The sequence below is a fragment of the Candidatus Hydrogenedentota bacterium genome, assembly GCA_019695095.1.
Classification (GTDB): domain Bacteria; phylum Hydrogenedentota; class Hydrogenedentia; order Hydrogenedentales; family SLHB01; genus JAIBAQ01.
This window is the reverse complement of record JAIBAQ010000001.1, coordinates 1-23940: the sequence shown is the minus strand read 5'-3', so window position 1 is coordinate 23940 and position 23940 is coordinate 1. Positions and strand designations below refer to the sequence as shown.

The following is a 23940-nucleotide window of genomic DNA, read 5'->3' as shown; positions in this document are numbered from 1 at the left end:
GCAAGCTATAATGCCCGCCGGGTCAACAACGCGGATTTAGCAGGGGGAGAGGGCACACCATGCAACTGCTCGATTGGCTGATGATTGCAGGCTACTTCGGATTGCTCTTTGGATTGGCTTGGTGGGTAATTCGCAAGAGCAAGAACACGACGGACGACTACTTCCTCGCGGGGAGAAACCTCGGCTGGTTTGTAGTCGGAGCCTCGATCTTCGCGTCGAACATCGGCTCTGAGCACCTCGTGGGGCTTGCCGGGGCCGGAGCCACCGACGGCGTTGCGCTGGCCCACTATGAACTTCACGCGTGGTGTCTGTTGGTTCTTGGTTGGGTGTTTGTGCCGTTCTACACACGCTCGCAAGTCTTCACGATGCCCGAGTTTCTCGAACGCCGATTCAATGCCACCAGTCGCTGGATTCTTTCACTCATATCTCTCGTTGCTTACGTGCTCACGAAAATGGCCGTCGGTATCTTCGCGGGCGGAGTAGTTTTCGCCGTCCTCATCCCTGAGATGCGCCTTGGACCGCTGGACAGTTTCTGGATTGGCTCAATTCTCGTCATCGTGCTGACCGGCCTGTATACAATCTTAGGTGGCATGCGCACAGTCGCGTACACGGAAGCCTTGCAGACGGTCATCCTCATTATAGGTTCTGCGCTGGTAACGGTGTTCGGAATTAGAGCCCTTGGCGGTTGGAATGAACTGCGCCAGATCGCAGGATCGGAGATGTTCAACCTGTGGAAGCCGCTCGTGCCCGCGGGCATTGAAGGGACGTGGGCTCCCGTTAAGGAAGCCGGGCGCATGGCCTGGTACTTCAACGACAACTACCCGTGGCTCAGCATGCTATTCTGCGCACCGATTACCGGCCTCTGGTATTGGTGTACGGACCAGTACATTGTGCAGCGCACCCTTGGCGCGCCAAGTGAACGCGAAGCCCGGCGCGGCACGATCTGCGCCGCATATCTGAAGTTGCTTCCCGTCTTCATCTTCATTATCCCCGGTATGATTGCCTTTGCTCTCGCTGCCAGCGGCAAGGATGCCGGAATGCGGGAGGCGCTCTTCCAGGGAGACCAACTCAACCGCGACGCCGCGCAACAAGCGTTCCCGATGCTCGTCCGAGAGGTATTGCCCGTCGGCATTCGCGGTATCGTCGTGGCGGGTTTGCTTGCAGCGCTTATGAGTTCGCTCGCAGGCGCATTCAACGCCTCGGCAACGCTGTTTACCATGGACTTCTACTCTCGCATGCACAAGGGAGTTTCGGAAAAGCAACTCGTTTGGATTGGCCGAATGGCCACCGTGGTCATGGTAATCATCGGGCTGCTATGGATCCCCGTTATTCGCGGTGGCCGCGGCCTCTACGATTACCTCCAAGGCGTCCAGGGATACCTCGCGCCGCCGATCTTCGTCGTGTTCTTCCTCGGCCTTTTCCACAAACGATTGAATGGCCCCGGATGTGTCGCGACGCTCATTGTGGGCTTCCTGCTCGGGCTGTTCCGCCTAGCCGTGGATACGCCCGTAAAGCTCAAGATGGCCGGTTTCGAGGGAGGATATCCCGAAGGGTCTTTCCTCTGGATCGTGAACAACATGTTCTTCCAATACTACAGTCTCGTGATCTTCCTCGTCTGTTGCGTGGTCATGGTTGTCGTCAGTTACATGACCGCGCCACCGGCATATGAACGCCTCGCGGGCCTCACGTACGCGACTGTTACCGACGAGCACCGCGCTGAGTCTCGCCGCAGTTGGGACTGGCGCGATCTCATCGCCACCATCGGTGTGCTTTGCGCCATACTCGCCGCTTACGTGTATTTCAGCGGATAGGCAATCCTAGACGTAGGTTCTTGAAGCGCCTGCTTTGTCAATCGCTTCCGACACTTGGGGCAAGGGCTGCTTCACTTCGCCAGGGTCTCTTTTGCCAGCGCGAAGAACGTGTACGGATCGGGAAACTCCCACTGATGTTCGGGATAGTCTTTCAACAAGCGATCCCGGATTCCGACGATGGTTGATGGGGTTTGAAGGATCATTCGAAAGATCAGGAACTGCGGCCTCTCTGGTTTCGCAAACCCAGCCATTTGTTGGGCGGCCACCTCAAGGTGTTTTGGATCGGGGTAGATGTCCGAAACGTGCCGAATGAACGGCGTTCCGTTGACAATTGGCTTTTCGAAACCAAGTTGCATGCCAACACCGTCTGGCGAAAACTTCGCGTAGGCTTCTTGCACACGCAGCGGCATGTCTCCGTGGAAACCGTTGATGACGAAACCGGTAATCGAGTAGTCGAACCGTTCGTACCACGCCTTGTTGTGTGTGACCCACAGATCGAGCGCATCGGGCACGCCACTGCCGAGCCGGTCGCCTGTCAGCAAATTGGGATTCAAGTATCCCGCGCCCGAATCGCCGCCGATGAACCAATCGTTCGCGGATTTCGTCCGCATGATCGTGTCGAACACATAGGGCACGCGGTCTGCCAGGTTCGGATTAAATGCCCATGCAATCGGCATCTGCCCGCGCGCGGGGTCGTCCCATGCCGCCGGTATCTGCCTCGAAAGCCACGCCGCCGAGTCGTAGTCGCCCATATACACCAGGACATACGTCTTGTCTTCCAAGGGCGGCAGCTTGGGTTTGGGATTCTGCGTGTAGTGTTTCGCCAGCGGGTAGTGCATATACGCCGACGCATTCGCCAATCCAACGAGTCCCAGCGCATCCGCGTCCATCACGGCGTTGTGCGCCGAGAGAATCGCCGCGTACTCCCACTCCGTGGGCACGGCGCCATGCTTGCCGCCGGACAACGCTGCATCCGTGTACTTCAGATTCCATGGAACGAAACCGCCGACCGTCGTGAAGGACTTGCCGTCGTTTTGCAACACCTGCGCCTTGAGAATCGCGCACAATGTAGCGCGGTCCGTCCCGAGCGGCTGCTTCGGATCGTCCACCGGGGCTTCATCAGCCCATGGCCCCAGATCGAACACGAAAGCCTTGCGCGCGATGTAATAGTCTTGATTCGCAATGCCCCCGTTGCTCAGATCGTTGTATTGAATACCCGGCAGGTCGGGCCGGTGCGTATAGCCATCCAGGTAATAGGCCATGAGCGCGTTGTTGCAACGGCCCGTTTCAATGTACGTATGCATCGCCCACAGATAGGCGTCGCATTTCGCGCTGCCCGATTCCGCACCGGTGAATTTGCCCGCCAACGACAGCTTTACCGGCAGCTTTGGCCCCGCATTGACCAACTGCGCATACAGTGCACCCCCCGCGCGCACGGGCAGCCAGCCTTCAACGCCGCAGACCGTTGCCGCGACGTTGGCCGTGGCAGGGACGGTCTGGTCCCACACCACGACGCCATTGCGCGCCTCGGAATAGCGCGCAATGAGATCGTCCAGTTTGGAGGTCCGTTCGACTGTGCGACCTTTCAGCCACTCCGCGCGCATCTTCTCGAACCAGTAATCATCGACGTTGATGGGGCCTGTCGGGCTGCTGCCATCGAAGAATCGCACAATAAGCCGAGGGCGTTCGCGATTGACAAGTCCTTGCAGGGCCGCCACGAACTTCACCGTGTCATAGCGCAAGACTGAATCGTCCGGAAGTGAAGCCACGCAGGCCGCCAGGTCGAAGTACACGATTGGCTCTTCCACTTGCGCGAAGAGCGCGGCCAACGCAATGAAACACGCCATGACAAATCCCCCTCGGTTAACGATTCTCCGATCATTGCAGGCCCGGTCTCATGTGTCAATTCAAGTGCTCTCTGGGTTCTCCGCGCCTTCGCACCTTTGCGTGAGGCATTGCCGGTTGCAAGGCTTTCGAGCGTGACTACCTTCCGCCGTTTTGAGACAATTGAAGTCGTGTCCAACGTCATTCGTATTGCGTGAGGAGGGGAAGCAATGCGCTCGTATCTTTCAATCGTCTTGGTCGCGCTTGGCACAGTCTATTTGTACGGGACTCAGGCTTTCGCACAAAGCGATCTGTCCATTTCGTCGGGCTCATTGCGAGTCAAGGCGGGCTCCACGAGCGGCGCACTCACGCTCTCGTCTCCCGAGTGGAACGCGTTCCACGCGGACAACATGCTGCCGCAACTCGTCGTAGACGGCGCGGCACTGACGCCCACGGTGGCCGTTGTCCACCGCGAGGGGAAATCCCTTCGGATCCAATACATCTTTGCCGATCGCGCGGTCGTGACGATGATTATTGAGCCTAGTGCCTTACCCGGTCTGCGTATTCAATCTGCGTTGCGCAATGTTTCTGCAAAAGACGCCGTCCTGAATCATGTCATTTTGCTTCAGACCGATTCGGCGTGTCTCGGCGCAGATCCTGCTGCCGTACGCGTTCTCGAACAATCAAATTACTCAGGCCGCGTCGTGCCTCTCACGGAAGCGCCGGCCAAGGAGAAGAAACAAAGCACGGAACCTGGCGGCGCGCCCGAGACGCCGCCGCGCACATCTACGTTTGCTTGGCTCGCGTACGACCGAAACGAGAAGCGCGCTTTCTTCGCGGGTTTCGAATCATCGGAGCGCTGGGTGGGCACGGTGCAATCGCGCGTAAATCCGAACACAGTCACACTGACGGCGGAATTCGACGGCGGCAATCTGATGATGAAAGCGGGTGAAGAAATCCGGTTGGAGACCATGCTACTCGCGACGGGCCAAGACCCTTGGCACATGCTTGAGTCCTACGCCGACGCGGTACGCGCTCGATTCAACCCGCAATTCCCCGCGACTCCACCGGTCTCGTGGTGCAGTTGGTATCCGTATCGCCTGGGCGTTACCGAGGATCGTGCCATCGAGACTGCGCGCATTGCCGCGAAGCGCCTGAAACCGCTGGGGCTGAGCGTGATCGAGCTTGACCTCGGCTGGGAGAAGGAGCAGTTGCCCAGCACCTTTGAGGAGAACGAGCAGTTTCCCCACGGGCTGAAGTGGCTTTCCGAGCGGCTCGCCGAATACGGGTTCGATCTCGGCGTCTGGAAAGCGCCGTACAGCATCAGCGAGTTTGACCCGCTTGCGCGCGAGCACCCGGAGTGGCTGGTCGCCGGCGAAGATGGCAAACCCTTGCCCAACGGACAGTGGTTCTGGGAACCGCATGGAAACGTGTACATCCTTGACCTTACCCATCCTGGAGCGCAGGAATGGCTTCGAAGTAAGGCAGCCAGTCTGCACGAGCGCGGCGTGAAATACCTGAAATCCGACTTCATCGGCTGCGTTTCCGGCGGTGCGGCCAAGCGCCGTTACGACCCCCGCATTGTTGGAGGGGGCGGGGTGGAAGCCGCGCGCATTGGAGCGCGCATCATCCGCGAAGCCATGCCCGACGCCTTGCTGCTGAATTGCGGCGGTCCTGAAATGCCAGGGACCGGTTATTGGCCGTTGCTCTACACATGCAGCGACACCGGCAATAGCGGATTCATCACCGCGGGTTTCCAACGCGACAACTACCAAACTGTCGCCTGCCATCTCTTTAAGAACTTCCGATGGGGTGTATTGCAGCCATCGTGCCTCTGTGTCGGCCTTCCCGGAACCGTGGAGGACGCGCGGCTGCGAGCCACGATCGCATTCATGGCCGGCGGACAGGTCGATATCGGCGACACGCTCACGACGTTACCCGAAGATCGCTGGCACATCCTTACGTCCACGCTGCCCACCCTCGGTGTCGCGGCTAAACCGGTGGACCTCTTTGAGCCGGTGTATCGCGCGCCCGCTCACTATGATCCCAACAAAGCCCAGTCGGATGAAATCCTCGCCGAGCATACTCCCGGTTCCGTGTGGCACACGCATGTCAAGACGGACTGGGACGAATGGGACCTCGTCGCTGTGTTCTCCTACGACACGGTAGTTCCGGGTCAGGACCCCGAGATGAGCCGTTTCGTTATCCCTCTTGAAAGGTTGGGCTTGGCTCCCGGCGTGAAACGGTGGGGCTACGAGTTCTGGTCGGGAATGGCGCTTGGCGAAGTCCCGTCGCGGCGCACCAACCCGCGCGGCTACCAACACCCCGGCGATTATCAGGACTTGATGACCGGAAACGACCCGAGCCGTCTCGACATCGCCTTCTACGGCCCCGGTGTGAAATTGCTCTGTTTACGGACTGCGCGCGAACATCCTTGGGTTGTTGGAACCAGCTTTCACCAAAGTTGCGGTGCAGAACTGAAACGCGTCGCTTGGGACGCGCAGCGTTCAACCTTATCCGGCGAGGTCGCTCGTCCGTCGGGAGAGCAAGGCTACCTTGTGATCGACACCGGCGGAAAGGAACCCCGTCTGGCGGAGGTCAACGGCAAAGCGGTGGCCATGACGGCTTCATCCAAGGGCGCCTGGCTACTGCCCATAACGGTGGGCGAAGAGACGTGCACGTGGCGAGTGGCCTTGTAGCTGCGCAAGTCGAGTAGCTTCGTGCTTATGATTGAATCACTTAGCTCTGGACGGGGAGAGGGGCATCCCTCTGCCTTTTTGACGGGGCAAGGGCCTGTCTTGCGGCACGTGTTTCCACAGCAGGAGTCCATTTGTCGATTCAAGGGTATGCCGGAGGGGTCAGGGACTCGCGCCGAGGAGCAGGGAGCGGTCTGTCGCTCGCGAGTATACGGCTTGGAGTTCAGGGATTCGGGCACGGGTTTGTGCAGACATGGTTGTGGCTCTCGAATGTTGCGCCTCATATATATGCGCGAGTTTGTTGCACTCGACAGAAGCGGCGGGGAGGGGATTGGTCGGTTGATGTGCGAGGCGAACACGTCGCGGTGAATGAGACATAAGCCGATCCTGAGAGAAGGCTGTTGACCACGATATACACGAACTATGCGAATGAGAGAGATCAATCCGGCGCATATGATTTCAAACCAAGGGGAGCACGGGGGAATACGTGACTCTTTAACGATCTTGAGGAATAGGGACCTGGGGGCGTGCCCCCGCGTGATTTTGATGGGGCCGTAGCTCTGCGCGAGTTCATGCTACTTCCGGCCGCCGCCAGACCGTGCACCCCCACGCGCCTGTTCTGCGCTCTCAATTTCCTCTATTCTCCTTTGATTTCTTTGAGTTCTTTCGCGGTAAAACCGCCCTTGCAGTGCAACGGACTTCCCCATATATATGAGGAGGTAATCCCAATGGACACTCTCACCGATACCCAACGGCCCAAGCGCGTCGGCGCTGTGATGGCTATCCTCGGCATGTGGCTGAAGGAAACCAACGACGATCTCACCGGCGCGGAGAAGACCCGCGCCAAGTTCCATTGCCGCAAAAGGCTCCGGGAGGCCCGCGCCCATTACGGCGGCACGCCGCCGCTGGAAGTGTTATTCGCCATCGACGAGGCTGTGGCCCTGGACATCCTCGCGCACCGCGAGACCATGCAAGCCCTGCAACGCACCAGCCCTATGCGTGTGCTCGACGAGACTCCGCCGGAACTGGCCGGAGGTCAGAACGGAGACACGCCCGGCCAAGACGGCAGCGATTCTGTGCCCACTCGCGGACAAAGCAAGACGAAGACGCCGAAGGCGTCTGCGGCGCGCGGACGAACAACCGAAAACGATGCGTTGTACAAAGCGATTGAACACGCGCGGAAAGCGCGAAAAGACGTGGGAGACCTCGTTGGAGCCGGGCCCAAGCCGACGAATAAAGGAAACGGTTGCGGCATTTCGCCGGAAGTGCTCACTATGATCGACGAATGCGACGAGCTGATGAAGGAAGTCTACGCGCTCGGTGTCAAACGAAACGCGACCTACACCGGCCCTCCGTCGCCTGGCGCACCCATCCACGTGCCGGACTCAATGGAAGACGTCGCACCGTAGGCCGCGGCCCCCGTAGACAGCGCCCGCTTTCCATGGTGGGCGGGATCACCTACTTCACATAGGCGCAGGATACCTGATAGATTTACCATGTGATGGACAAGTGAATGTTGGGTAAGGGGGCGTAGGTACTACGGTTGAAGTGAAGAAGGGGTGATCGCGTATGCGGTACCGGAATCGGACGGCTTGGGAATTCACGCGGTTTAGAGGCGTAGAGGTGGTTCTCGTCGCGATTCTTTTGGCGGCATTGGCTGGTTCGTGTCAGAAGGAGAAGAGCAACGCGCAGCAGCTTGAGGAGCGGCTGGCGGCTATTCGAGCGGTGGGCGAGCCGGTGACAATGGACGAGTTGAGGGCGACACTGCAGAAGGTGACTGACGCGGACAACGCCGCGCCGATTCTTCAGCAGGCGTTTACCAAGTTCGATGCCGGGCCGAATGCGGAGACGACACTTCCGTTCTTTAACCTGCAACTGCTTACGATTCCTGGCGAGGCTATCCCGGGTGAAATGGTTTTGGCAGCGAAGACGCTGTTGGATAGGAACGCGGAATGCCTTTCTTTGCTGGAGAAAACGCAGGACAAGAAGGATTGCCTCTTCCCGTTGACCTATGAGAGGGGGGCGGGAATGGACGTCTCCCACTTGTCGAAGATGCGGGACATGGAACGGTTGTTGTGCCTGAATTCGTTGGTCTGCGCTGCGAAGGGCGATGCCAACGGCGCCTACATGTCGCTGCGGGGGGCGTACAAGCTTTCCGAGGATCTGCGTAGCGATCCCATGATGATCAACCTCCTTGTACGCATCGCTCTGCGGTCTATCGCCTCAACGGCCACGGAACAGGCGCTGAATCGCGTCCGTCTTGACGCATCGCAGTTGACGGCGTTGCAGTCAATGGTGGCAACTATGCGCGAGCCCGGCGAGTACCGCCGCGCGCTCATTAGCGAACGGTGCCTAGGGTTGACGATAGCCGACGCCGTGCAGCAGGGGACGTTGCCGCTGGATAAAGAGAACGAGGCAGTATTCTTGGCGATCAAGGATGATCCGGATGTCATGGCGCGTGAACAAGTAGCGTTTCTGGACGCGATGGAGAAGGGGATTGCTATCGCGGCGCAGCCGTTCCCACAAATGCTGGACGAGGCGGAGGCACTTGCCGATGGTGTCGATCTGGCAAATCAGTCCAACGTGTCAGGAAATTCCAAGTTGGTTGCATCCACTCTGCCGAGTCTAATGAAGTGTTCTCGCGCCGTGGCGCGGGATACGGCGACGCTGACTGTAACGGAGACGGCGTTGGCATTGCGGCGGTTTCAACTTGCGGAAAAGAAATTACCCGTAAAGCTTGATGAACTCGTGCCTACTTACCTCAAGGCTGTTCCCACGGATCCCTTCGACGGTCAGACACTGCGATACGTTGCGAAAGGTGATGGCTTCACCGTATACAGCACTGGTCTCAATCGTTCGGACGACGGCGGAAAGAAGTACTCGGATTCGGGTCAGCAGAGTGACTATGGTGACATCGCGTTTGTGTTTGATCTGGCGAAGCTGTAGGTGAGCGGCGAAAGAGCGCGACAAATGATACCCGGCTGTGGAAGGGAGTGTCGGCGGAGACCCTCTTCTGCAAAATCCGCCCGGCACAGAGACCGGCACTACGAAATGCAAAATGTCCTTTATGGGCATCGGAGTGCATCGGCGTTCATCGGAGGTTGAATTCCGCAGACCCGAGAACCTGCGACCAACACCGCGCTCCCTGCGTCTCCGCGCCTCTGCGCGAGAGTTCTCTCTTCCGGGACACCCCCTTGAACCGTCAAATTCCGTAGGGGGTGATCACCCCCTGCGCCTTTCTGCATAATGCGGCCAAATGACGGAGGTGCTTATCATGACCGAGTCCGGGCAAACCCTATCACGGCGTTCGTTTATTCAATCCACGGCAGCGGCGGGAGCCGCATCCATCCTCCTTGGCCAAATGTCTTCCGCGCAGACCGATCCGAAACCTCCCCTTGATCGTGTTCGCGTAGGCATCGTAGGAGTTGGAAATCGAGGTACGGGATTGCTTAACACACTCTTGCAGATCCCGTATGTGGACGTTCTAGCGATCGGCGACTTGGTTCCAGACCGCGCCGTAAATGCTCAATCGCTGGTTGAAAAGGCGCGCGGCAATCGTCCGGACACGTACACCAACGGTGAACGTGACTACGAGCGTCTCGTAGCCCGCGACGACCTCGACGCCGTCGTCTGCGCCACCTATTGGGAATGGCACACCCCGGTTTCGGTCGCCGCCATGCGTGCAGGCAAATACGCCGCCACCGAAGTACCCGCCGCGTTGACGCTCGATGAGTGCCGCGAATTGGTCCGCGTTTCGGAGGAAACCGGCCTGCCGTGCATGATGTTGGAGAATGTCTGTTACTTTCGCGAAGCCCTGACCTTACTGCGGATGGTCCGCGAGAATGCCTTTGGCGATCTGCTGCATGCCGAAGCGGGATATCAACACGACTGCCGGTTCCTCATGTTCACCGACTCGGGCGAACTCACGTGGCGCGGCAAACACGCCGAGGCTTTGAATGGCAATCTGTACCCTACCCACCCCATAGGGCCCATCGCTCAATGGTTCAACATCAACCGCGGCGACCGGTTCACGCGCCTCACGAGTCGCAGCACCAAATCGCGGGGCATGAACAACTATGCCGCAAAGAAGTTCGGTCCCGATCATCCGTTAGCGAAGAAGACGTACGCTCTGGGAGATATCAACACGACACTTCTCGAAACGGCGAACGGCCTAACCGTGGTGCTCTACTTCGACCTGTGCACGCCGCGTCCCTACGATCTCATCCTTCGCCTCGACGGAACCAAGGGAATCCACTTTGGTTCTTCCAGACAAATTTACCTGGAAGGAGTGTCTCCACAAGCCGACGCCTATGAACCCTTCGAGCCATACATGGAGAAATACGCACACCCGCTCTGGACGGACCTGGAGGCGGAAGCCTCGAAAAACGGGGGCCACGGCGGGTCCGATTACATCACAGTCTACGAGTTCGTCAAAGCGGTGAAGAATCGAACGGCACCTCCGCAGGATGTCTATGACGCGGCGACATGGAGCGCGATCGTCCCCCTTTCGATCCAATCGGTCGTGGAGTCCAATACGGTCGACTTTCCGGATTTCACATCGGGCCAATGGTCCTCGCGATCCCCGGTTCCCATTTACGGAGCGTGACGGAAGTCTCAAGGTTCCGGAGCGCGGCAGCATTTTTTGCATTGTCTACGATCACTATTTGTTATGATATGTAGGCCGTGGATATGGTGAGGGAGGACTTTGCATGGGGGTTCCGAAAGAGTCACACCATCGGCCGTCTCTCTTGGGAGAGGCCCTGCTGCGCGAAGGTGTGCTCAATGAGCAGCAACTGGAACGCGCATTGCGCGTTCAAAGCCTACTGGAACAACCCCGCCAGCTCGGCGATATTCTCATCGAACTGGGATACGCCAGCAAGCGCAACATCTCCGATGCCATCAAGAAACACGGCAGCGGCATGCGCCTCGGTGAGATGCTGGTCGAACAGGGCCTGGTTAGCAAAACAGACCTCGACACGGCTCTCGTTACACAGCAAGAACGGGGAATCAGACTCGGAGCCGCTCTCATTGCCACCGGCGCAATCAACGAACGCACTCTTCTCCGAAACCTCGCAACGCAAGCCGGCGTACCCTATATCGAGCCGGAATTCGCCATCATCGAAACGGGACTGCTCCGTGGTGTCTCTCCAGACTACCTGCAACGCAATCAAATCCTCCCCTTTTCCAGAAGCGATTCGGGAATAACCACAGTCGTCGTCACGGATCTGCAAGACACCGCCGCGCTCTCCGCGGTACAAGAGCTGTATAAGGAAAGTTTCTCGCTGGCCCTGGGACCCGCCGACGCGATACGGCAAGCCATCGAGGACTTCAGGCAGTTCCGCACGGACAAGGACAAAGGCCGCGGACAATCGATTGAGGTCGCCGAAGATTCCGTAACAAAACTCGTCGATCACATTGTCAGCCAAGCCATTCAGGATCGAGCCAGCGATATCCACATCGAGCCGATGTCCGACCGCATCCGGTTGCGCTATCGCATCGATGGGGTGCTTGTGTACAAGACGGATCTTCCGCGCGACCTACTGCCCAAGATTGTGTCGCGCATCAAGATTCTTGCGGAATGCAACATTACAGAACACCAGCGTCACGAGGGGGGACGATTTCTATTTGAGGTTGGCGGACGCGAATACGATCTACGGCTTTCCGTCTACGTTACCGTACACGGCGAGTGCGTGGTACTGCGGCTGCTTAGCAAGCAGTCCGGCTTGGTAAGCCTGGATGAGTTGGGCATGAATCCGAGAATGATGGAGCGCTTCAGGGACGATGTCCTCGACGTGCCCACCGGCGTCGTGCTCATCACTGGCCCCACGGGTTCGGGTAAGACAACCACGCTCTACAGCAGCCTCGAATACAGCAACAAGACCGACGTAAAGATCATTACCGCCGAAGATCCGGTTGAATACATGATCGATGGTCTTGTTCAGTGCTCTATATTCGACAAAGTCGGCAGGACCTTTGAGAGCACCTTGCGTGAAATCGTCCGCCAAGATCCCGACATCATCGTGCTGGGCGAAATCCGCGACCGTATAAGCGCCGAAACGGCCATCCAAGCGGCCCTCACCGGACACAAGGTCTATTCGACTTTTCATACGGAAGATACCATCGGCGGCCTTCTGCGACTGATTGACATGGATATCGAGACCTTTCTCATTTCGTCTACGGTCATCTCCGTGTTGGCTCAGCGTCTGCTCCGGCGCATTTGCTCCCACTGCACGGCGCCCTACGTTCCGCAAGTCCGCGAATTGGACCGATTGGGATTACGCGTCGAAGATGTGCGCGAGTTCGAGTTTGCGCGCGGCATGGGATGCAAGCACTGCAATTACACGGGATACCACGGACGGATAGCCGTTTACGAGTTGTTGATCCTCAATGAGGATGTGCGCGCGGCAATTTTGGCTAAACGCCCTGCGTTCGAAATCCGCAAGATCAGTACGGACACCACGGGGCTCATCAGTATGCGTGAAGACGCAGTAGCGAAAGTCATCCGCGGATTTACCACATTTGAAGAAGCGCTGCGTCAGACGCCTCGCGTGTTCGAGATGCGGCCTTTACGCAATATTCTTGCCATGACCCACTGAAAGATTGTCACAATGCTTATCTGTCCCTACTGCAATGCCGAATTCGTCGAAGAAGCAAAGGGCGGCACTGCCCATCGGCTGGTGGTCTGCCGTACCTGCCTGAATCCCCTTGTGGCGGAAGGCCTATTGGACGAGACTGCGGCTCCGATCGCGGGATGGGAAGACATCCGCAATTTCGCCCAGCCAGATTCCATGACGGGAGCCATCCTCGCCGAGATGCCCAGGGCTATCGAGAGTCTTCCGGTTCTCCCCGAGTTCTCCCAGCGAATTCTGACTTTGGTTCGCGACATCAATGTATCGCTGTCCGATTTGTCCGCTGTTGTTAGTGAAGATCAGACCCTGACTATCAAGCTCTTGCGGCTTGCCAATAGCGTCACCTTCGGCGGCTTGCAGCCGGTCACGGACATCAAGGCCGCGTGCGCGCGTCTGGGGCTTAAGACCATCTCGAACGCGGTACAGGCTGTAGCCAACGGGAAACTCTACATAACGGGCAATGCGCTCTTCCGCGATCGCATGCGCACACTCTGGCGGCACGCTCTGGCCACCGCGTATTGCGCGTCGGAGTTGGCACACATTCTTGCCTTGCCCCGGTCCGAATCGCTGTTTGTGGCAGGACTCGTTCACGATGTCGGAAAGCTTGTAATACTTGAAGTGGTCAGCAATCGCTACAAGGGGCCTTTGGCCGGTTTGCGCGACAACCCCAAGCTCCTGCTCGAGGTCGAATCGCGCTTGGCGCCCTTCATCGGGCTGCACGTCACGGCCAAATGGAAACTGCCGCCGGAATTCGCGTTCACGACCTTCTTCCACAAATCCCCGGCTTCGACGCCATCGAAGGATCTCCTTCCGATGGTCCACACGGTTGCATTGGCAGAGCTCATCGCCGAAGTCTCCGGATTTGGCACACGAGAGCCCGCAGTTTCCGTGAGTGCGCACCCCTCGGCCCATGCGCTGGGACTGAACGACATCAAGCTCGCGGCCTTGCGCGTCGACATCGAAGAGAAGCTCGCGCCTATGCTGGAGATTAGCTCCGCTGCCGAGTCTTAGGCTCGCCTCCGTCTAGTCAACGACTCTGCCCCCGGGGGGGATTGACCGACGCCCTCAAGGCACTACCTCAGCGTCTTGCACGTGGGCAATTTGCGCCGGCGCAACTTGCGGGCTAGAATTCGCGGATTCACGCAACGATTTCACGATCAGGAGTCTCGGGGTACGTTATGCCGATTCGTTATCACAACACGCTGACACGCACGAAGGAAGTCTTCACGCCCCTGTCTCCGGGCGAGGTGCGGATGTATACCTGCGGCCCGACGGTCTACAACTTCGCGCACATCGGCAACCTGCGCACGTTCCTCTTTGAAGACCTGCTGCGCCGTCACCTCAAGTACCGCGGTTTCAAGGTCACGCACGTCATGAACCTCACCGACGTGGAGGACAAGATCATCCGCACTTGTCGCGAAACCGGCGAATCGCTCAAGGCCCTGACCGGCCGCTATACACAGGCGTTCTTCGAAGATCTCGACACGCTGGGCATCGAGCGCGCGGAGCATTATCCGGCGGCAACTGACCACATCGCGGAGATGGTGGATATCATCAAAACGTTGCGTGAAAAGGGTTGCACCTATGAAGTGGATGGAAGCATCTACTTCCGGCTTAGCACGTTTCCACACTACGGACAACTCAGCAAGTTCGATATGCAACAGCTCCAGACTGGGGCCAGTGGCCGCGTCGATTCCGATGAATACGAAACCGAAGACGCCCGCGATTTCGCCCTCTGGAAAGCCTACGACGAAGACGACGGCGCGGTGTTCTGGGAAACTGAAATTGGCAAGGGCCGGCCAGGCTGGCACATCGAATGCTCCTGCATGAGCATGAAGTACTTGGGCGAGACGTTCGATATCCATTGCGGCGGCATCGACAACATGTTTCCGCATCACGAAAACGAAATCGCGCAATCGGAGGCGGCAACGGGTAAGCCCTTCGTGCGCTACTGGCTGCACAGCGCGCATCTGTTCGTTGAAGGCAAGAAGATGTCGAAGTCGCTGGGGAACATCTACACCCTGCGGGACTTGGTTGAAAAGGGTCACGATCCCAAAGCCATCCGCTGGGCTCTGATTCAGACCCACTACCGCCAACCCAGTAATTTCACGTTCGACGGATTGGAAGCGGCCGGCGAAGCGTTGCGGCGGATCCGTGATTTCCGTATACGACTCGAAGAGGTCCGCGGCGAAGGTTCCGACATCGAACAAGAAGCGGCCAACTGCGAGCTCGCATTTGGCGAGGCATTGGACGACGACCTCAACATCTCCGGGGCGATTGCTGCCGTTTTCGATTTCGTCCGCGAGGTCAACCGAATTCTGGACAAACACGAACTCGGCGCCGGCGGCGCCCAGCGGGCGCTAGCCCTCCTGGACCGGCTTGACCGGGTGACAGGATTGTTCGCCGCCCCCGCCAAGGCGGAGACACCGGCGTGGGTACTCGACCTGGTCAAAGAACGTCAGCAGGCCCGCCGCGATAAAGACTTCAAGCGCGCCGACGCCATCCGCGGCGAATTGACCGAAAAAGGTTGGATTCTCGAAGACACGGCGGACGGCCCCCGGGTTAAGCCCGCGTAAAATAACGACTTCATATGGCGCCGGTTTCCTGTTGCCTGTGTTAGACTCTGTTCATTGGGGAAGGGTGCCGCGTATCCGGTAGGACCTCCCGGCGCACGGGGCGGAACTTCACACTCTCCTTGGTGTTGAATACGTTGAGGTCGAGGCGCCGCGACGGATGAGTGACCTGACAGACTGGGAATTGGTGGCGCGAGCGCGCTCGGGCGACATGGACGCCTTTGGGCAGTTAGTCCATCGGTACGAACGTCCGCTGGTACATTTCTGCTACCGGATGGTTGGCTCCCAACAAGACGCCCAGGATATCGCCCAGGATAGCTTTGTCCGGCTGTACCGCTATCTGCAGCGGCTCACCCCCGATGCCAAATTCTCGACGGTCCTCTTCGGAATGGCGCGGAACCTCACACTGAACTTTCTGCGCGACTCGGCTCGCCGAGGTCGCGGCAGAGTTCTCTCGATGACGCGCGAAGACGATTCGGAAGTGGTGGTCGAGGACGTGGGCCACCGCCCCGACGCGGTCGCCCGGCACAAGGAAATTGAAGGATTAATCGAGCGCGCACTGGAGGACTTGTCTCCCGAACACCGGGAGATTCTCATCCTCCGGGAAATGCAAGGGATGGATTACGAGGCGATTGCTTCAGTTGTCCAATGCCAGAAAGGTACCGTGAAGAGCCGGTTGGCGCGCGCTCGTGAACAACTCCGGCTCCGATTGATTGAATTGGGGGGTGAACTCCTATGAACAACGATTTCATCAACGAAGAATTGTCCGCCTACCTCGATGGCGAATCCGACGATCCCGCCTCGGTAGGACAAGTCTTGCGGGGAGACCCGGAGGCGGCGCAACGTTATGCCCAGTTCGCTGCCCTTTCCGAGCACCTGAGAAGCCTGCCCGCTCCCGAAGTGTCCCCGGCCTTTGCAACCCGCGTGCTGGCCCACGCGCGAGAAGAGGCCGAGGCCTCGGGAATCCCGTGGTTTAGCCCACGACGAGTAGCATGGGCATTGGCAGGACTCGGGTTTATCGTCGTCATGGCCGTTGCAGTGACGCTCTTCGCGCGTATGGGGCAATCCAAGGACAGTCTTGACGGGAATCCGCACTTGGCGCGCGTCTCGACGGAACATGGACCGCTCCCGATTGAAGGCGCCGAACCCGTACCGCCGGACGATCCCGGAAGTCTATACCCTGACAGTCCCCAGATTGACTATGAAGACACGCTAGCCAGCGTCGAAGTACTCGAACAAGAAGAAGATTCATACACTGCCAACGCGGATTTGGATTCAATGCTGAACTCGCTGAGCGATTCCGAGTTGCAGGCTTTCAAAGCCTTGCTTGCCGAGTATGCGGAAGGGAGCCGATCGATATGAGTAAACGGGGAACGATATGGATAGGCATTCTTGCCGCATTCGTCCTAGCGGCGGCGGCAGTACATGGGCAACAGCCTGACCAACCTAAGCCACCCCATAGGGCGCCTGCGGACAAGGCGCCCGGACCCGGGTTGCCTTCCGACTGGAATGATCGCGACGTCAAGGAACTAGTGCACGCGGTAATGATGGCGCGCATTGCCCGGGAGTTGAATCTCACGGACGAGCAAACCGTGATCATGATGCGGCGCTTCGGAGAGCACAGGGAAGCGATCGAAGGAATCATTGCCGACAGAAACCGCGCGTTCAAAGAACTCAAAGAGGCTATCTCAACGAACGCGGCGGACGATGTCCTTCAGAAAAAGCTCAGCGCGGTAGTTGAACTTGATAAGAAACAGGCGGAAATGCGTCAGAATGCCTTCAAGAGCGTAGCCGAAGGCATGACACCCAAACAGCAAGCCCAATTGTATGTTTTCATTATGGATTTCGAAAACCACATGAAGCGCTTGATCCAACGCGCCAAGGAATTGGGCAGCGAACGCCTCATGCGTCTGCGCGATGAAGGAGGCGACCCCGCTGGCTTTGGACCGGACCGCCGGCCCGGCGAGCGGCCACGCCGCATCCGTGGTGAAGCGCCGGATAACGGTCCGCCGCCACAACCGCTACCCAACGAAGCGCTACCCCCTCCCCCGCCGCCCAAGGGAGAATAGGGTTTGGGGTCTGGGGTCTGGGATTGACAAACCGCAGGCTATTGGTCTCTATCGAGTTCTGATGTCTCTCGTCTTTGGGTGTTGACGCCGCAGAAGGTTATTCTTCGATACACTCACGTGCAAGACTCTGAGGTAATGCCGTGATACTTTGTGTTGGCTGCGAGTTTCACAGCGCAGCATAGCCGTAACCAAACGGAACTCAACCACAGATGAACTCCGATGAACTCCGATAAAAGGAACAATCAGGCTCGAATGACTTCAAACCACGGGGAACACTGGGAGCACGGGGAACTGCGGACGAGTCCATATTTTGAAGAGACGGAAATGAATCGTATTGGAGACCAACTTCTGCGAAAAAACAAAGAAAATGACTGGTTGTAGTACGAATTGGGCATTGATGGTCCGAGAAGACACAACCACGCCCTCACCGGCACGAGCCTCAAACGCAACTCGCCAGACCCCAAACCCTAAACCCTAGCCCCTACCTCACAGGCCCAGGTTGTCCATCGCGGCTTGCTGCTGTTGGTCATGCTCCTGACCGATACCGCGAGCGTCGCCCCGAACACGAGTACCGACCGCGCTTGAACCGGCTGAACTCATGTTGTCGAGTTGGTTTGAGATACCGATACCCGTCATGGTTTCGGCCATCGGTCCGCCGCCACCGCCCATCGGTTGACGTTGCAGCGATTGACCGCTCAGAACCTGCCTGGCGGCTCGTGCCTGGGCTGCCGAGTTCACCGAACCCGTGGACGGGTCGTACGTGAAATCGTTCCCGTTGGCTTCCTTGGGCAAAGAGGGGAGATACACGGGTACCAGTTGCTGCAGATTGCCCGGATAGAAACCGGTAGCCGCGGCGAACTTACCAATGGCTTCGCGAATCTGCTGGAGCTTCGCCTGATCGGAGGCGCTGCTGCTCGCAGAGGCTGCATTCATCATCGCAGAGGGTCCACCGCCAATGCGGCCGGTTGCCGGGTCGTAGTCAAATTGGCTTCCGTCGGGTTTGGTTGGAAGGACGGTGAAGTACGAGGGAACCAAATCCTGCAACGAGGCCGGGTTTTTCCCGTTCTCTGCTTGGTACGCCTGAATGGCCTTGGTCAACTCGAGCTCGGAAGTATCGCCCTTGACGTTGTCGAGCGTCTTCTTGTAGGTCGACATTTGCTCGGCCTGCAATGTGCCTTCAATGGCCGTCGAAGCCATCATGTCAACGAGGCAGCCGGATAGGCTCACGGCGAGGAACAGACCGCCGAGAGCGATCGCACACAAACGCATTGGAATACCCTCCTTTAGCCTTACACCAAGTATATCATAGCCCAGAGCTAAAAACCGGAAAAACGGGATACTCACCAGGCATTTGGCACTCAATGACAAAGGGCGGACGCCTTTCGACGTCCGCCCTTGTAGTGCTACTCAATTCGCAATTCGAGCTAGAGATTGTAACCAGCTTCGTTGTGGAGCGTAAGATCGAGACCCTGGGTCTCTTCCTGCTCGTCCACGCGCAAACCGATGATAAGGTCCACGACTTTCAGTATGACCGCACTCACGATTCCGCAGTACACGATGGTAAGGCCGGCACCCATCAACTGGGCGACTACCTGCGAACCGATATTGAGGCCGGCAACCTGACCGCCCAAAGCGTCGGACGCGAACACGCCGGTCAGCACCGCGCCCACAAACCCGCCAACTCCGTGCACGCCGAAGGCGTCAAGAGAGTCGTCGTATCCCAGTGCGCGCTTCATGGTGGTTGCCGCGAAGAAGCAGATGACAGACACGGCAAACCCAATTGCCAGTGCGCCCAGCGGGCCAACGGTACCCGAAGCAGGAGTGATGGCTACCAGCCCTGCGACCGCGCCAGTGACTGTACCCAACGCGCTCGGCTTACCGTGCTTGAACCATTCAATGAACATCCAGGTGAGTGCCGCCATCGCAGTAGCGGTCTGAGTGACCAGCATCGCCATGCCTGCGGAGCCGTTTGCGGCGACCGCGCTACCCGCATTGAACCCGAACCAGCCGACCCATAGCATACCGGCGCCAGTCACAGTCATGGTCATATTGTGCGGAGCCATCGGCGTCGTCGGATAACCCAGCCGTTTGCCTATCAGAATACAGGAGACCAGTGCCGCAATACCGGCGTTGATGTGGACGACTGTGCCACCCGCGAAATCAAGCACGCCCCAGTGGCTGCCTATAAGAGACCCGTCACCTGCCCACACCATATGACAAATTGGTACGTAGACAAAGGTGAACCACAGCGTCGTGAAGACGAGGACCGCGGAGAACTTCATGCGTTCGGCGAATGCCCCCACGATAAGGGCGGGAGTAATGATCGCGAAGGTCAACTGGAAACAGGCAAATACGGTTTCCGGGATCGTCAGCGTCACGCTGCTTGCGTCAATGCCCTTCATGAAGAGCTTGGAGAATCCACCGACAAGCGAATTCAGATTCATGACACCCTTCGCCATGCCGGTCGTATCAAAAGCCATCGTATAGCCATAGATGACCCAAAGCACAGTCACGAGGGCCGTAATCGCGAAACACTGCATCAGAACGGACAACACGTTCTTTGTCCGGACCAAGCCTCCGTAGAATAGCGACAGACCGGGTATTGTCATGAATAGGACGAGCGCAGTCGACGTTAGCAACCATGCCGTATCGCCGCTGTCAATTGTCGGCGCAGGCGCGGCCTCAGCCGCGGCCGCCTCCGCGGGCGGAGCTTCCTGGGCAAACGCAATCATGGGTCCAGCCACAACGGCCATGAACAGCAGACATACTGCCACGAACCGTATCATGCCGACGCCGGTGAACGGGTGGATTCTACGCATCGCTAGACGACCTCCTCCTTCTTCTCTTTTCCTTCGTTCTGTGCTCAACATAACTCCTCCTTCTTGACTCCGCGTCGCCCGGCCACGCTGGGCGCAAGGGGAACGCCTCCTTCTCGGTTTTTTCTCAGTCTCTCAGCACTTAATGTCCGCGAATGTGAGTCTCGGAAACGCGAAGCATCACGAGGTGAGTCCGGCGCTAGCTAAGCGCCACATCTCCCGATTCGCCCGTGCGAATTCGGATTGCTTCTTCGATCGGGACGATAAAAATCTTCCCGTCGCCGATTCGACCCGTGGACGCGGCCTTGGAAATCACGGCAACGACATCCTTCACCTTGTCGTCGGAGACAACGATTTCGAGCTTAACCTTGGGCAGGAATTCCACGACGTACTCGGCGCCGCGGTACAACTCCTTGTGCCCTTTCTGACGGCCAAAGCCTTTGACTTCGGTCACGGTCAACCCCTGGATGCCTACACCCGAAAGAGCTTCCTTAACCTCTTCCAGTTTGAACGGCTTGATAATGGCTTCGATTTTGCGCACAGTGAGGCCCTCTCCGTTTCTCTACTACTTCCCTTTGTAGCGTCCCTCCGCAGGGCGGGAACGCTCAGACACTATGGGGGCTCCGATATGCAGTCGCTGTGCCAAATTACGTTCGAATAAAGGCACAGCCCGCCTCACTGAGGTGGCGCCTGAATAGCTAACCCATAGTCCCTCGCGAAGTTGCGATAGAAAAGGCAGATGTGTTTAACGTCACCGCTTGTTCTAGCGTACGGGAGACTTCCACCGAAGCAACCCTACAGAACGGTAACTTCCATGCAGGTGTTCTCTACCAGACTGTACCTAAATGTAGGTTTCGTCAGTTGAGGCTACGCGAATGCATCCACCGGTCCCTTGGCGATGCCTATCAGAAGGACTGCGGCCCGAGATAGGCTATGCGCCTGCTAATTCCCGGTCCTTGCCGCGTCAAATGGGTCGGTGTCGTTGTCAATCGAGTACTTGTGGATAACTTTGTACTCAGAATCCGAATCGATTGGCGCACATTTGGAACTAAAGGCGCGCCAAGAAAATACAAACGATCTTTATTGTTGACATGATTGACTACCAAGAGTATACTTTTGTCAAGATCAAGCGAAACTCGACAAATAAGAACAAAACAACGCCGTTCAGAATCCACATAAAGCGCACGTTAGAATGCCCGCTGAAGCGATACAGACGACCATCGACGAGAGCCTGACAGCCCTATTTGCCTCAGGTGCGAGGATCACGGTGCTGTGGTTGTTCATGGTCGATCCCACGCGCGCGTACTATCAACGCCAAATCGAGGCGGCGACAGGTCTTCCCATTCGCGCTGTACAGCGTGAGCTAGAACGCCTCTCATCTATCAATCTGTTGTACCGGCATGCCGAAGGCAATCGAACGTATTACCGGGTCGACACGCAATTTCCTCTGTTCTCGGAATTGCGCACGATGATCTTGAAGGCAGGCACCGAGATTGACCGGCTGCGAGGTTCGTTGGCGCTTGAGCCCACGGTGCAATTGGCGTTTCTGAATGAGGCGATGAAACGGGTGCTGGTGGTCACTGCCAGCACGGCCGACGGGAATCTTGTCCTCCCGGATGGCTTCAAAGCGGAATCTATTACTCGCGAAGAGTTCCTGAGACTCTTGTCGGATAAGGGGGTAACCCTCGACCCGTACCTGCGGGAAGGGGTTGACATATTGGGTAGACGGGACGATGTGATATGGCGGCGTATCGAAGCCGCCGGGTACCTCGTCCGCAAAGGCAAAGGCGTGGCGTGATGCAACCGACGAACGGAATTCAGAGGCTGTGCGAATCGTGGTGGGAGAATCTCTCGAAGTCCACTCGGGACGATCAGTACCGGTTTGCGGAGAAGTTTTTGTCGCTTCTGGGCTGGTCTGACAGTCAGGACATCGAGCCGGCGGCCGTGCCCGGTCAACCCACGACTATCTCGTATGTATTGCGGCACAATGACCAAAACGCCGTGATCTGCTACTTCGTGCTTCCGGGTGTGCTCGATCCCCCGGGCGCAGTGGTAAAGCGAGGCCTGGATTTTTGCGAGGTCACGCGAGCCTTGGTCAACAACAACCGTCTGTTTCGCGCCCCCTACGCGTTTATCACGGACCTGTTCCGTTCGTACCTGTACGACGCGACGACCGACGATCTTCTGGTTTATGCCGATACGCCGTCCCAGTTTGTTCAGGAATTCGGAGACGTGTTGCACCGTTCGAGCGTAGCCGACGGTGAACTCGACGAAATCCGGCGTCAACCCCGCAGTTACGCGGCCCGCTTGCTCCGCGAGTGGATTCAACGCTGGTCTGAGACTCTTGAAGTCGAATGGCAAGCACGACCCGATGTCGTTGGCGTGGCACTTGACCGGCTGGTTGCGTTGCGTTATTTGATAGAGCATGACGTATTGCGAGGACCCGACTGGTCGCTGGCAGAGAAGTTCGACCGCGTCGTTTCGAGCACGGCAGGTGCGCCCGCACCAGGATGCGGCAAACGTCTGACCGCTTTCTTTGCTTCGCTGCACCGCGATTGGAATGCCGCGCTATTCGCACCGTACTCGCCGGTCGAAGCCCTTTTCGAACAGGACGCATTGACCGCGCCTCTGTTGCGTGAATTCGGATTGCTGTCCCGCGCAAAGTTCACAATTCCCACGATCCTGGAGAGCTTCAACTACGGCGACGCTTCGGAAAAGGCGCGCGTCCGTATGATTCCCGAAGAGAATGTCGAGCGGCAGGCCTATTTGGCTCAACAGAAGTTCGACACGATCGACGAAGCGCGCATTGAACTGGATGTCGAAGAAGAAGGTTATCGCGCCATCTTTCATTGGCTGGATCGATTGTTGGAAGTCTATGACCGGTTGGGGACAGAGTTCGAAATGAGTTCAGGCGCGCGACCGGAAGGCGCGAAGGACCTGGATCTATTTGGATGGTCGGAAATCGATTCGAAACGTCCCAAAGCGCTCACGGATAGCCTGCGGCATGCCATAGAAAGCGGGCTTGTAATTTACTGTTCCACGCAGCGACAGATGCGCACGGCGCGCCTGCTTCTGCATCTGGATATTGTGGCCCGCTACCAGAAAGCTCGCGCTCGATTCGACGGTTTTCCGAACATCGATACCGCCCTGCAGCAGCGTCCTCGCGTTCTGGAGTCCGATCGGCGCCGCATTTACGGAGCCGCTCATGAGAGCGAGTGGGAAGTCATCTGAGCGGCCAGGCTGCCGACGCCAACCGCACAACCGGAGACAGAGTAAGGCACGGGAGAAACGTGCTTCCGTTCGCTATCAAGCGCGCCTGTGAGAAGCCCGATAATCCACAATTTGCATGGGCGCGATAGAGCGCCGACGCAAATTGCTCACGTGCTAGAAGTTGCGGTTATGCCATGAGCCTTGCCGCATGAAGAGAGTCTGTTCCTGGTGTGGGGCACAACTGCCGGACATCCCGGCAGAAGCAAGACGTTCGCAGGAAATCAGCCATGGATTGTGCCTGGCCTGCTACAA

The 23940-nt window shown here is 57.9% G+C and carries 17 protein-coding genes; 13 read left to right on the top strand and 4 right to left on the bottom strand.

The features are described from left to right. The first annotated feature begins 59 nt into the window (after positions 1–59). Complete coding sequence (locus tag K1Y02_00085) at positions 60–1811, top strand: sodium:solute symporter (GenBank protein ID MBX7254724.1); 1752 nt, start codon at positions 60–62, stop codon at positions 1809–1811. 71 nt (positions 1812–1882) lie between these two features. On the opposite strand, the gene K1Y02_00080 is transcribed toward K1Y02_00085, so the two are convergent. Further along, positions 1883–3658 (bottom strand): hypothetical protein, encoded by a 1776-nt coding sequence (locus K1Y02_00080; protein ID MBX7254723.1) that lies wholly within the window; start codon positions 3656–3658, stop codon positions 1883–1885. 207 nt (positions 3659–3865) lie between these two features. On the opposite strand from K1Y02_00080, the gene K1Y02_00075 reads away from it, so the two are divergent. The 10 genes from K1Y02_00075 to K1Y02_00030 all read left to right on the top strand — a co-directional run bounded on the left by K1Y02_00075 (position 3866) and on the right by K1Y02_00030 (position 17602). After that, positions 3866–6334: an alpha-galactosidase gene (locus tag K1Y02_00075; protein MBX7254722.1), complete on the top strand. Its 2469-nt coding sequence runs from the start codon at positions 3866–3868 to the stop codon at positions 6332–6334. A gap of 725 nt (positions 6335–7059) precedes the next feature. Beyond that, positions 7060–7740, top strand: coding sequence for a hypothetical protein (locus K1Y02_00070; GenBank protein MBX7254721.1), 681 nt, complete (start codon positions 7060–7062; stop codon positions 7738–7740). A gap of 160 nt (positions 7741–7900) precedes the next feature. Further along, positions 7901–9277 (top strand): hypothetical protein, encoded by a 1377-nt coding sequence (locus K1Y02_00065; GenBank protein ID MBX7254720.1) that lies wholly within the window; start codon positions 7901–7903, stop codon positions 9275–9277. A 328-nt stretch (positions 9278–9605) separates the two neighbouring features. Further along, complete coding sequence (locus K1Y02_00060) at positions 9606–10937, top strand: Gfo/Idh/MocA family oxidoreductase (GenBank protein ID MBX7254719.1); 1332 nt, start codon at positions 9606–9608, stop codon at positions 10935–10937. A gap of 103 nt (positions 10938–11040) precedes the next feature. Further along, on the top strand, positions 11041–12927 hold the full coding sequence (gene tadA, locus K1Y02_00055; GenBank protein ID MBX7254718.1) for a Flp pilus assembly complex ATPase component TadA: 1887 nt from the start codon (positions 11041–11043) through the stop codon (positions 12925–12927). Between the two features lie 12 nt (positions 12928–12939). Then, positions 12940–13971, top strand: a complete 1032-nt coding sequence (locus K1Y02_00050) for an HDOD domain-containing protein (protein MBX7254717.1) — start codon at positions 12940–12942, stop codon at positions 13969–13971. A gap of 167 nt (positions 13972–14138) precedes the next feature. Further along, positions 14139–15536 carry a cysteine--tRNA ligase gene (gene cysS / locus K1Y02_00045; GenBank protein ID MBX7254716.1) on the top strand — a complete coding sequence of 466 codons (1398 nt, stop codon included), beginning with the start codon at positions 14139–14141 and terminating at the stop codon, positions 15534–15536. Between the two features lie 157 nt (positions 15537–15693). After that, entirely contained in the window at positions 15694–16272 is a 579-nt protein-coding gene (locus K1Y02_00040) for a sigma-70 family RNA polymerase sigma factor (GenBank protein ID MBX7254715.1), read from the top strand. Beyond that, on the top strand, positions 16269–16895 hold the full coding sequence (locus K1Y02_00035) for a hypothetical protein (protein MBX7254714.1): 627 nt from the start codon (positions 16269–16271) through the stop codon (positions 16893–16895). Before K1Y02_00040 ends, K1Y02_00035 begins: the two co-directional genes overlap by 4 nt. Further along, complete coding sequence (locus K1Y02_00030; protein ID MBX7254713.1) at positions 16892–17602, top strand: hypothetical protein; 711 nt, start codon at positions 16892–16894, stop codon at positions 17600–17602. The genes K1Y02_00035 and K1Y02_00030 overlap by 4 nt, the downstream gene beginning before the upstream one ends. 486 nt (positions 17603–18088) lie before the next feature. Here K1Y02_00030 and K1Y02_00025 read toward each other — a convergent pair whose 3' ends face one another. The 3 genes from K1Y02_00025 to K1Y02_00015 form a co-directional block, all read right to left on the bottom strand. Continuing rightward, positions 18089–18871, bottom strand: coding sequence for a hypothetical protein (locus K1Y02_00025; protein MBX7254712.1), 783 nt, complete (start codon positions 18869–18871; stop codon positions 18089–18091). A 155-nt stretch (positions 18872–19026) separates the two neighbouring features. After that, positions 19027–20355, bottom strand: a complete 1329-nt coding sequence (locus K1Y02_00020) for an ammonium transporter (protein ID MBX7254711.1) — start codon at positions 20353–20355, stop codon at positions 19027–19029. A gap of 262 nt (positions 20356–20617) precedes the next feature. Then, entirely contained in the window at positions 20618–20959 is a 342-nt protein-coding gene (locus K1Y02_00015; GenBank protein ID MBX7254710.1) for a P-II family nitrogen regulator, read from the bottom strand. A gap of 651 nt (positions 20960–21610) precedes the next feature. On the opposite strand from K1Y02_00015, the gene K1Y02_00010 reads away from it, so the two are divergent. Then, complete coding sequence (locus K1Y02_00010) at positions 21611–22216, top strand: hypothetical protein (GenBank protein MBX7254709.1); 606 nt, start codon at positions 21611–21613, stop codon at positions 22214–22216. Further along, entirely contained in the window at positions 22216–23649 is a 1434-nt protein-coding gene (locus K1Y02_00005) for a hypothetical protein (protein ID MBX7254708.1), read from the top strand. Before K1Y02_00010 ends, K1Y02_00005 begins: the two co-directional genes overlap by 1 nt. The last annotated feature ends 291 nt before the right edge of the window (positions 23650–23940 follow it).

Bases quoted from the DNA above. Each gene is read 5' to 3' on its own strand.
- K1Y02_00085 (MBX7254724.1), top strand. From the start codon at position 60: ATGCAACTGCTCGATTGGCTGATGATTGCAGGCTACTTCGGATTGCTC.
- K1Y02_00080 (MBX7254723.1), bottom strand. From the start codon at position 3,658: ATGGCGTGTTTCATTGCGTTGGCCGCGCTCTTCGCGCAAGTGGAAGAG.
- K1Y02_00075 (MBX7254722.1), top strand. From the start codon at position 3,866: ATGCGCTCGTATCTTTCAATCGTCTTGGTCGCGCTTGGCACAGTCTAT.
- K1Y02_00070 (MBX7254721.1), top strand. From the start codon at position 7,060: ATGGACACTCTCACCGATACCCAACGGCCCAAGCGCGTCGGCGCTGTG.
- K1Y02_00065 (MBX7254720.1), top strand. From the start codon at position 7,901: ATGCGGTACCGGAATCGGACGGCTTGGGAATTCACGCGGTTTAGAGGC.
- K1Y02_00060 (MBX7254719.1), top strand. From the start codon at position 9,606: ATGACCGAGTCCGGGCAAACCCTATCACGGCGTTCGTTTATTCAATCC.
- tadA (MBX7254718.1), top strand. From the start codon at position 11,041: ATGGGGGTTCCGAAAGAGTCACACCATCGGCCGTCTCTCTTGGGAGAG.
- K1Y02_00050 (MBX7254717.1), top strand. From the start codon at position 12,940: ATGCTTATCTGTCCCTACTGCAATGCCGAATTCGTCGAAGAAGCAAAG.
- cysS (MBX7254716.1), top strand. From the start codon at position 14,139: ATGCCGATTCGTTATCACAACACGCTGACACGCACGAAGGAAGTCTTC.
- K1Y02_00040 (MBX7254715.1), top strand. From the start codon at position 15,694: ATGAGTGACCTGACAGACTGGGAATTGGTGGCGCGAGCGCGCTCGGGC.
- K1Y02_00035 (MBX7254714.1), top strand. From the start codon at position 16,269: ATGAACAACGATTTCATCAACGAAGAATTGTCCGCCTACCTCGATGGC.
- K1Y02_00030 (MBX7254713.1), top strand. From the start codon at position 16,892: ATGAGTAAACGGGGAACGATATGGATAGGCATTCTTGCCGCATTCGTC.
- K1Y02_00025 (MBX7254712.1), bottom strand. From the start codon at position 18,871: ATGCGTTTGTGTGCGATCGCTCTCGGCGGTCTGTTCCTCGCCGTGAGC.
- K1Y02_00020 (MBX7254711.1), bottom strand. From the start codon at position 20,355: ATGGCCGTTGTGGCTGGACCCATGATTGCGTTTGCCCAGGAAGCTCCG.
- K1Y02_00010 (MBX7254709.1), top strand. From the start codon at position 21,611: ATGCCCGCTGAAGCGATACAGACGACCATCGACGAGAGCCTGACAGCC.
- K1Y02_00005 (MBX7254708.1), top strand. From the start codon at position 22,216: ATGCAACCGACGAACGGAATTCAGAGGCTGTGCGAATCGTGGTGGGAG.